The 9,116-nt window shown below is 70.4% G+C and carries 9 protein-coding genes; 5 read left to right on the plus strand and 4 right to left on the minus strand.

The genetic code is table 11. The annotated features are described in order from the left end of the window. Positions 1–195 precede the first annotated feature (195 nt). The 3 genes from AB0O91_RS36735 (at position 196) to AB0O91_RS36745 (ending at position 3,537) form a co-directional block, all read left to right on the plus strand. Positions 196–1,260, plus strand: a complete 1,065-nt coding sequence (locus AB0O91_RS36735) for a helix-turn-helix domain-containing protein (protein WP_363442586.1) — start codon at positions 196–198, stop codon at positions 1,258–1,260. A gap of 76 nt (positions 1,261–1,336) precedes the next feature. Then, a complete protein-coding gene (gene dnaB, locus AB0O91_RS36740) occupies positions 1,337–2,797 on the plus strand; it encodes a replicative DNA helicase (protein WP_363442589.1) in 1,461 nt (486 codons plus the stop codon). Positions 2,798–2,844: 47 nt separating this feature from the next. Beyond that, a complete protein-coding gene (locus AB0O91_RS36745; protein WP_363442591.1) occupies positions 2,845–3,537 on the plus strand; it encodes a hypothetical protein in 693 nt (230 codons plus the stop codon). Between the two features lie 676 nt (positions 3,538–4,213). Here the strand turns inward: AB0O91_RS36745 and AB0O91_RS36750 are convergent. Together AB0O91_RS36750 and AB0O91_RS36755 are read right to left on the minus strand one after the other, a co-directional pair. After that, entirely contained in the window at positions 4,214–4,603 is a 390-nt protein-coding gene (locus tag AB0O91_RS36750; protein ID WP_363442594.1) for a hypothetical protein, read from the minus strand. A 145-nt stretch (positions 4,604–4,748) separates the two neighbouring features. After that, the gene (locus tag AB0O91_RS36755) at positions 4,749–5,096 is read right to left on the minus strand and encodes a hypothetical protein (RefSeq protein ID WP_363442597.1); all 348 of its coding nucleotides are present in this window, start codon (positions 5,094–5,096) and stop codon (positions 4,749–4,751) included. A gap of 694 nt (positions 5,097–5,790) precedes the next feature. Here AB0O91_RS36755 and AB0O91_RS36760 point away from each other — a divergent pair. Beyond that, positions 5,791–6,387: a sigma factor gene (locus AB0O91_RS36760; protein WP_363442600.1), complete on the plus strand. Its 597-nt coding sequence runs from the start codon at positions 5,791–5,793 to the stop codon at positions 6,385–6,387. Then, entirely contained in the window at positions 6,384–7,169 is a 786-nt protein-coding gene (locus AB0O91_RS36765; protein ID WP_363442603.1) for a hypothetical protein, read from the plus strand. Before AB0O91_RS36760 ends, AB0O91_RS36765 begins: the two co-directional genes overlap by 4 nt. Before the next feature lie 258 nt (positions 7,170–7,427). On the opposite strand, the gene AB0O91_RS36770 is transcribed toward AB0O91_RS36765, so the two are convergent. Beyond that, positions 7,428–8,486, minus strand: a complete 1,059-nt coding sequence (locus AB0O91_RS36770) for a sigma-70 family RNA polymerase sigma factor (RefSeq protein ID WP_363442606.1) — start codon at positions 8,484–8,486, stop codon at positions 7,428–7,430. Between the two features lies 1 nt (position 8,487). Continuing rightward, the gene (locus AB0O91_RS36775; protein ID WP_363442609.1) at positions 8,488–8,733 is read right to left on the minus strand and encodes a hypothetical protein; all 246 of its coding nucleotides are present in this window, start codon (positions 8,731–8,733) and stop codon (positions 8,488–8,490) included. Between the last annotated feature and the right edge of the window lie 383 nt (positions 8,734–9,116).

Below are 9,116 nucleotides of genomic sequence, written 5' to 3' on the forward strand. Positions count from 1 at the left end.
AGCACCCGGCCATCTGTTCATCCAAAAGCGATCACTTGTGTGCTCCGGCCGATGCCCGACCACTGCCCCCGTCTACCCTCTGGGAGCCTCCGCAGTGGCGCAGCACGACTGGCACACCGATCACGGTGTGCCCGACATCACCTCCGGCGGGCCGTACCAGGCCGCCTTCTCCACCGCTTGGCCGGCGGTGGCTCGATGAGCTTCGACGCGATCACCTGGGCCCTGGAGCACTCTCCGGTCTCCGACCCATTCGAGCGGCTCATCCTGACCTGTCTTGCCCGTCGGGCGAATGCCGACGGCTGTGACAGCTACCCATCGCGCAACACGCTCGCCAAGGCGAGCCTGTGCGACAAGTCCACCGTGACGCGCAAGCTCGCTGGCTTGGAGAAGCGCGGGATCATCCGCGAGGGCGACCAGCGGGCTGCCTACCGCATCCCGGAGCATCTTCGGCCGAAGGTCTACGACGTCCAGATCCCGCACTCGTACTACAGCGCAGAGCGGCTCGCAGCGGTCAACCAAGAGCGGGCCGATCGAGGTCTCGGCCCCATCACCCCGGAGAACAGGCCTGACCTGATGCCCGCCGAGGAGCGGAAGGCACGAGCTGACAAGGGCACCAAACGCGCCTCGAAGCAGTCGCAGAAGAAGGAGGGGGGTGCTTCAAGCACCCCCATGGATTTGTCCGGATTTGAGGGGGGTGCTTCAAGCACCCAGGTGCTTGAAGTTCGCGAGGGGGGTGCTTCAAGCACCCCAAAGCTTTCCTTTAACTCAGTCCTCTCTCTCTCTCCCGCTCCTCAGACCGCAGCGGCACCGTCGCTGCCAACCAAGGCAGTGACGGACGAGAGAGAGAAGACGGCTCCGCCGGACGACGACCCCGTTGCTGCCGCTCCTGTTGCGAACCTTCCGGCTCAGCGACACGAGACCGGCACCGAGGAGCAGACCGGGGCTGAGGCGGTCCTGGCCGCGTACGAGCAAGAGCTAGGGGGGCGGGCACTTAACGGGACCCGGAGCAAGCTCCTCGCCCAGGCCGCTGAACTGTTGGCTGACCGGCCGTTGTGGTGGGTGGTCGACCGTGCTCGCGAGCTCCCTCAGTGGGGCGACGACCTGATCAAGCACGCCTCCAAGTCGAAGGTCCCGTTCGCTGGACAGCCGAAGTCGGCACCGGCGTGCCAGGACGTGGAGGCGGAGGAGGAGCGCGTCACGGTCCCGATGCCGGCTGCCTTCGCCGAGATGCTGGCCAGCTTGCGCAACAGGTCGGCCTGACCCCTGAAACGAGCACGGGTCCGCCGGTCACCTCTCACAGTCCCCGGCGGACCCGTCGAACCCGAGTGGAGTTCTCATGACCGATTCTGGCACCGTCCTGCCTCCGGAGGACGACATGTTCGAGGGCGACCCCCGGTTCGCCGAGTCCGCGCCCGTACCGGGTCAGGGAAAGGCGCGGGCGGAGGGATTCGACCGGGTGCCCCCGCAGGACCTCGATGCTGAGCAGTCCGCGTTGGGCGGGATGCTGCTGTCCAAGGACGCCATCAACGACGTGGCCGAGGTCCTGGAGCCGGACGACTACTACCGGCCCGCGCACGAGCTGATTCATCGGGCGATCTTCGACCTCCACACCAAGGGGGAGCCGGCCGACCCGATCACCGTGGCCGGCGAGCTCACCAAGCGCGGCGAGCTCCAGCGCGTCGGCGGCGCCTCCTACCTGCACACCCTGGTCAACTCCGTCCCGACCGCGGCCAACGCCGAGTACTACGCCCAGATCGTCCGCGAGCGCGCCGTACTGCGCCGCCTGGTCGAGGCCGGCACCCGGATCGCCGGCATGGGCTACGCGGCCGAGGGCGACGTGGACGAGATCGCCGCCGCCGCCGTTGCGGAGGTGATCGCGGTGGCCGAGAAGCGCGGACGTCAGGACGACTTCAAGGCGCCGTCCGAGACGCTCGCCAAGACGCTTGATCTCATCCAGGCCGCCGAGAACCAGAAGGGCATCAGCGGGGTACCGACCGGCTTCGCCGACCTCGACGCGCTCACCCAGGGCTGGCAGCCGGGACAGGTCATCGTCGTGGCCGGGCGTCCGGGCCAGGGCAAGTCCACGTTGGCCATGGACTTCGCGCGGGCCTGTGCCATGCCGCGCAACAAGGCAGGCCAGCCGATCGTGGGCGCGGGCCGCCCGGCGGCGTTCGTGACGCTCGAGATGAGCACCGACGAGCTGAACATGCGCGTGCTGTCCGCGGAGGGCCAGGTCGCCCTGCACCACCTACGGTCCGGGGGCGTCACCGAGACGGAGTGGGCCAGCCTCGCCACCGCCTACCAGCGGTACACCGAGGCCTCCCTGTACGTGAACGAGTCCGCCCGCTCGCTCCCGCAGATCCAGGCCACCTGCCGTCGCCTCAAGAACCGCGTCCCGGACCTCGCCCTGATCGTGATCGACTACATGCAGCTGATCGAGGTCGGCAGCAAGAGCCGCATCGAGGTCCGGGAACAGGAGATCGCCAAGATCAGCCGCTCCATCAAGCTCCTCGCCAAGGAGCTGAACCTGCCGATCATCGTGCTCGCCCAACTCAACCGGGGCCCCGAGATGCGCGCAGACAAGAAGCCCGCCGTCTCGGACCTGCGGGAGTCCGGCTCACAGGAACAGGACGCCGACATCGTGATCCTGATTCACCAGCAGGACAAGGACAGTCCCCGCGCCGGCGAGACGGACCTGGTCGTCGGCAAGCACCGCAACGGCCCGACACCGACAATCTCCGTCGCCTTCCAGGGCCACTACAGCCGATTCATCGATATGACCCGCGACGTCACCTGATCTGAGAACCTACAGGCTGGGTAGGGCAACAGCCCTTGGAGGGGGACATGACCACGATCCAGCCGATCGAGACCCGCTACGCCGGCCACCGCTTCCGCTCACGCCTCGAGGCCCGGTGGGCCGTCTTCTTCGACACCGTCGGCATCACCTGGGAGTACGAACCCCAGGGCTACACCGTTGGCCCGGACAAGCGGCCCTACCTGCCTGACTTCTGGCTGCCCGACCTGCATGCCTTCGTGGAGGTGAAGGGCGACGAAGAGCGGTTCGATGGCCGCCTGCTGTCGGACCTTCTCAGGTATGCCCCTGACGCCGTATTCGTCCTCGCACTCGGACAGATCCCGCACGCCGAACTCGGCAGGGCCCCGGTGCACGCGGCGTTCATCCCGACCTCCGACTTCTACCAGTCTGACTCTCCCGCGATTGAGACAGTCGAACGAGCCTTCGCTGCGATTCGTACGCTGGCCGAGCCGGACCAGGCAGCGGTCAAGGAACTGCTCCACAGCCGGGCGAGGATCGCCATCAGTTGTCAGCACTTCGTATTCCAGTACGGAAAGGACGCTGACGGGGAGGCCGCGCCGCTGATCCTTCCGATCTTCGCACCCAACGCCTTCACCTCGGCGAAGGACATTCTCAACCCCAACCCCACCTGGTTCGTCCTCCAGGACCCCAAGGTCATCAAGGCCTACGAGGTAGCGCGGTCCGCCCGCTTCGAGCACGGGGAATCCGGGCCGACGGTCTGACTGAGAGTCGCTCCGTCGACCCGCGGCTTCAAGATGGGCGCGGCATCTCGCAGCAGCGGAGATCGCGATGGCGAACTCCCGGCCCCTGCGACCTGCGGTGACCTGGGGGCGCCCCAGGCGCCGACCAAGACCAGGGTGCACGGGTCTCGAGTCCTCCAGGCGGTGGAGCCACCGGAAGCCGTTCAAGACACACCGTCACCCTCCGGCCGCGCACACCCGTAAACGATCAGAAACGGCCCTGTGAGCGCCTGTCAGCCCTCCCGGCGGGCCATCCGACATCTGACGGGCCAAGAGGCGCCCACAGGGCCGCTCACGCCCCGCCGCTGAACACCCGCCCGTGTGACGAAGCCTGGTGGCCCCGCCCGAACGGGGTGAGTTGGCGCCACCAGACGTTCGACCCAACAGGCCTGTTGCGGACCCGGGTGCCCGGCGTGACCCCCGGGTCTTGAGGGTGGACGCAGGTGCCCCCACCCCGTTCCGGCATCTGTGGCAGCCGCCCACGCGCGCGCGAGCTGGGCCCAGGGGCGCGCCGACGGACAAGGCAGGCCGTGGTACGGCGGCGCCCCCGTTGGACCTGTTGGGTCCAACGGGGGCGCGGGTGCCTGCTGCCGTCGTCTCGAGGTCGGGCGACCAGGCGCTGGCCGGTCAGCGCGGACGCGGGCCGGGGCCTGGCCGGCTACGTGGTGCCGTACGCGGCGTGCAGGCGGGTGAGCAGGTCGTGCGCGTTCTCGGCGGAGAACGCGGTCACGGTGTCGGGGTCGTCGTCGACGCCGATCTCCATCTCGCCGGCGGCGTTCTTCGTGACGTGGATGGGCGGTTGGGCCATCCACATCACGTCGATGCCGCGCCGGACCACCACGGCCACCAGGCCGGGCGTCAGCACCGCCGCGCCGTTCGCGCCGCCCGGTCCCATGAGCAGATCGGCCAGGGCCTCGGTGGCGTCGTCGCCGCGCACGCTCGTGCTGTTGAGGGCGATCTCCCCGCCGCCGACGTGCGTGAGGGTCACCGCCATGTGGGTGCAGTCCTCGAACCGCTGCCACGGCGGGGTCTTCCAGGTGAAGGTCATGCACGCATCCCTGCCCAGGCCCGTGGCCTCTACGCCGGCGGCGGCAGAGGCCCCCGTTGGACCTGTCGGGTCCGACGGGGCGAGGGCAGTGACGGCGGGGCCGGCCCCGCCGTCACTGCCGAGGCCCGGCTGCCAGGTTCGCCGGTTACTTGTACGACCAGGCGATCTCCAGCGCCCCGTTCTCCTCCGGGTCGAACTCGTCCGTCGCCGCCGCGTAGGCGACGGTCGCGCCGCCGTCCAGGCGGTCGAGCTCCTTGCCGCGCAACAGCGCGGGCAGCTCCAGCGGCGCGCGCTTCGCCCACCCCTCGCTCGTTCCCCGGGCCACGGTCAGCCAGCCGCGCTGCGACGGGAGGCCGGGGACGAACACCTCCAGCGCCCAGGGGAACTCGTCGTCGTCGGACCCGGTCACCTGCAGGCCGGTGATCCGGTCCGCTCGGACCAGCAGCGAGTCGTCGGCGTCACGTACCGCCAGCCACACCTGATTTCGCGTCATGGCGCGACGGTAGCCAGCGGGGAGGCCGCGCCCCGGTGAGCTTCACCCGGACGGGCGCGGAGCGAGGCGTGGTGCGAGGGGAGACGCGTTTCGTCGCCGGCGGCCGGCCGTGACCTCGCCGGGTCCGTTGCCCCTGTTGGGTCCATTGCCCCCAACAGGGGCAGGTGACGGCTCAACGACCGGTCGGTCGGGAGGCTTTCCGCCGGTCAGCGCGGTGCGGCCAGCGGTCCGCGGGCGGGCGGGCGATCTGACGGGCAGTCAAAACTGTGATTTAAGTCACTCGATCATGTTTGCGGCCGTGTTCAGGCGCTCGAATCCCCAGGTCAGCACGCTAGGTGCATTAAATATCACTTACGGTCATCGCAACTGGTCGCCCGAACGGGTCAACGCCCGCCCTTCTCGCAGCGGTTCTTCCAGTGCGCCCCACAAGGCGCCGGCGCACCGCCCGGTGCGCCGGACACCGGAAGAGCAGAGAGGGGGAAGCAGCGTGCGGGAGTCTCCGAGGCCCTGCCGACGGCGGACAGCCCCCCGGCGTCGGCAGGAAGAACCGGGAGACGCCCCACGCGGCGGGCCGGTGCGGCCGCCTCGCTTCCTAGACGCCGGGATCCGCCGGCGCCCGTCGCCGCCACGGCGGCCTCTACCGGATCAGACTCGCCGGCTGCGGGACAGCGGCGACCGTCGTACAGGAGGCACGGTGACAACGCCGTTCTCGGGCGATGACCAAGAGGTCCTGGACCAGGACCCGATGCGTTCGCTCGCCCTCGACTTCACGGTCTTCTTCGTGGAGGAGGAGGGCAGGTGGCTGCGCTACGCCCTCGGCAAGCTTCGGAACCTGGCCGACGCCGAGGACGCCGTGCAGGAGGCGGGGATCCGGTTGTACGAGAAATGGGACCGCGCCCTGGGCGGTCCGGACGTCCGCGCCGTGCAGGCCTTCGCCTGGAAACTCGTCCGGGCCTCGGTGGCCGATGTGTTCCGGCGCCTCGGCCGCGCGGAGGCGAAAACGCTGAAGCTGATCCGGCACAGCGGCCCGGAGGACACCGGTCACGAGCCGATGGACCAGCTGGTGGACCGGGACGCGCTGCGCTGGGCGATGGAGGAGCTGGCGAAGACGGCCCCGGTCCAGGCCGAGGTGGTGCGGCTGCGCCAGCTCGCGGTGGACTACCCGACCATCGCGGCGGTGTGCGACATCGCCCCCAGCACGGCCAAGACGTACTACTGCCTGGGCACGCGTCACATGGAGTACCTGCTCGATCCTGTGAACGATCACCAAGGACGAGGGGACCTGACGTGAACATCCACAAGTTGCTGCGGGACGACGCCGAAGAACTGGGACGGGAGCTTGAAGGGCATGACCCGGTGGCGAGCGTGCGACGCCTCGCCGTACGCATCGCAGGAGGGGAACGACCGGCCCCCGCCCGCACCGTCGGGCGGTCCGAGCGCACCCCGGCGGCCCCCCGGACGGCCCCGGCGCCGTCCGGTGCAGCCGCACGCACCCCGTACAAGCGCGAGCACCTGGACGTGGTGGCCGCCTCCGGCCGGGCCGATCTGCGCCGTGACCTGGAGCACCTGTGCGCGGCCGTGGTGAGCGAGGCGGCTCCCGAGTCGATCGCCGAAACGCTCGCCGGCTTCAGCCGCGACGGGGCCGCCGCGCGGGGCGCCGGCTGCCTGATGTACCTGCTGGGGCAGCCCCAATGGGCCGAGTTCTGGTGGGGGGTGGCGACGGGTGCGGACGACGAGCTCGCCGCGCACCTCCTCGCGATCCACTACGCCGGGACCGGGTGCCAGGAGAGGGCCAGCGTCTGGCAGCAGCGGGCAGCCGAGGTCGCCGAGGACGCCCTCCCCGGGCAGGGCATGATCTGCCCAGGGGATCCGGCCGAGCTGGCCAAAGTGCTCACCGTGCTCACCGTGTACGCCGAGGGGGCCGGCGAGCAGGCCCTGCTGGACATCGTCGAGCGGTGGTCGGCGGCCCCGCCGACCTTCGAGCGGCCGCGCGCGGCGACGGTGGGCGAGCGCCGGATCACGCGTGGCAGGTCGCCGCGCCGACGCCAGCCCGCCCAGCGCGCCACCAGGTGACGACGGAGCCCCCGCCCCGCGGCGGAGGCCGGTCCCGCGGCGTACCCGCCGGGACCTGGCCTCCGGAGTGGCCCGGGCGGTAGCGGCGGCCGTGGCCACCACCGCGGCCAGCCAGCTCATCTCCGGCGCCGCCGAGCTGATCCGCCTGCTCGCCGGTGGCCGCTGAGCCGGCCCTTCGGGGACGCACCTCACCCCGGCAGTCGCCGAGGCCCCCGTGGACGTGTGCGGTCCGCGGGGGCCTTCCCGACCGGCCGGGCGTCAAAGGCAAATGGGACACGTCTCCACAGGGACGAGCGAGGGGCGCTTGAAGAGCAGGTCGAGCCGTTCGGAGGAGACGTTGATCTTGGCCTGCAACTTCTTCCGGGCGTGCCACAGGGTCACCCGGGCGTTGTTGGCCGAGATACCGATCCGTTCCGCGATCTGAGCGGGTGTCGCGCCGGAAGCGGCCAACCGCGAGACCTGCTGTTCCCGCGGGGGGAGCCGACTGATCTCACGCTCCAGCCACTCACGCTGACGCCGATCGTGTTGATGTTCGGCCACGAACGCCGCCTCCGGCCAGATCTGAGCGGCGGGCGGGACCGCCCCCGAGCGGTGCGACGGCACACCTGCCGCGGAAGGTGCCGGGGAACGCGGAGGCTGCTGGCAGGCCGGGCACACGGGGCCGGGCCTGGGCGCAGGGATCGAGGGCACCCGCCCGTTCCGGGGAGGACCCAGCCCGGCCTGCTCCAGCCGTGCCCGGAGCTCGAACCGGATCACCTCCAGGAGGTCCCGCCGCGGGTGCCGATCGAAGTCCATGGACACCAAGGTCTTCAGGTCCGGCACCTCGCGGTCCTTGGCCAGCAGCTCGAGGATGAGCGACCTCAGGTGAGGGTTCGCGTCCAGGATGCTCTCCAGGGTCATCTCGATCTCGACCGCGTCCAGACGGTGATCCGGCTCCGCCTCCGTGTACGCCAGGGCGCTGCGCTCCACCTTCGCCCTGTTGCGCGCGAGCGCGCGGAAGTGGTCGGCGGTCCCGGTCCGCAGGACCGAGAAGAAGTACGCCTTCGCGGACTCGGGCACCGAGAACAATCGCCACCGCTGGTACATCTTCACCAGGGCGGTCTGCACGATGTCCTCGGCGTCGGCGTGCCCGAGGCCGGGGCTGGCCCTGCGGACGTAGGCGGTCGCAGCGGGCTGCACCTCCCGGACGAACAGCTCGAACGTCGCGTCGGTGTAGTCCCCCAGGACGAACAGCTCGACCAGCATGTGGTCGGCGGTCGGGGGCGGGCAGGACTTTGCGGCCCGCCCTGCCAGGCCGACGGCATCGTCGGCCGCCACGTCAGCTCCGGCCGCGCAACAGCGCCGGGGCGGTGCAGCCGGCGGTCGCGGTGAGGACCAGCGCCAGCTGTTCCGGGCTCCAGTGGCAGTAGACCGCGACGCCGGTGATGGCCAGCGCGGTGCCCGAGACGATCGCGGTGTCGGCGGCGCCGCTGGAACCGGCCCGGTCTCGGCGGACCGGGGCCGGCGCCGGGCGTGCGGGTGCCGTGCGGGGACGGCCGGTACGAGGGATCAGGAGCCTACGCATGATCAACTCCGTCGGAGAGAAGGGGATTTCGCCGGACCGGCCAGCTGCGACTCGACCAAAAGCACACGCCGGGCAAGGTCCTAGCCGCCCATCTTGGCGATACGCGCAGTGATCGCGCCAATCCCTTCCGTCGATCGTCCCGTGAGAAGAGTCACCCGTGCTCGGCCTAATGCCGCTTAATGCCCGGTCCGTGAAACGGGTGAGTGCGTGCACGCGTGCACGCACTCGGAGAAGGGGAGTTGTCGCTGCGACTCGACCAAGGCACACGCGACAGCCGACCGGCCGGTCCGGCCCGGGATGTGTTCCTCATCCCGGGCCGGCCACGTGCTGCCCCCGTTGGGTCCAACAGGTCCCGGTGGAGCCGGGAGCCGCCGTCCGGGGCG

The organism is Kitasatospora sp. NPDC089797 (assembly GCF_040684795.1).
In the GTDB taxonomy this organism is placed as follows: domain Bacteria; phylum Actinomycetota; class Actinomycetes; order Streptomycetales; family Streptomycetaceae; genus Kitasatospora.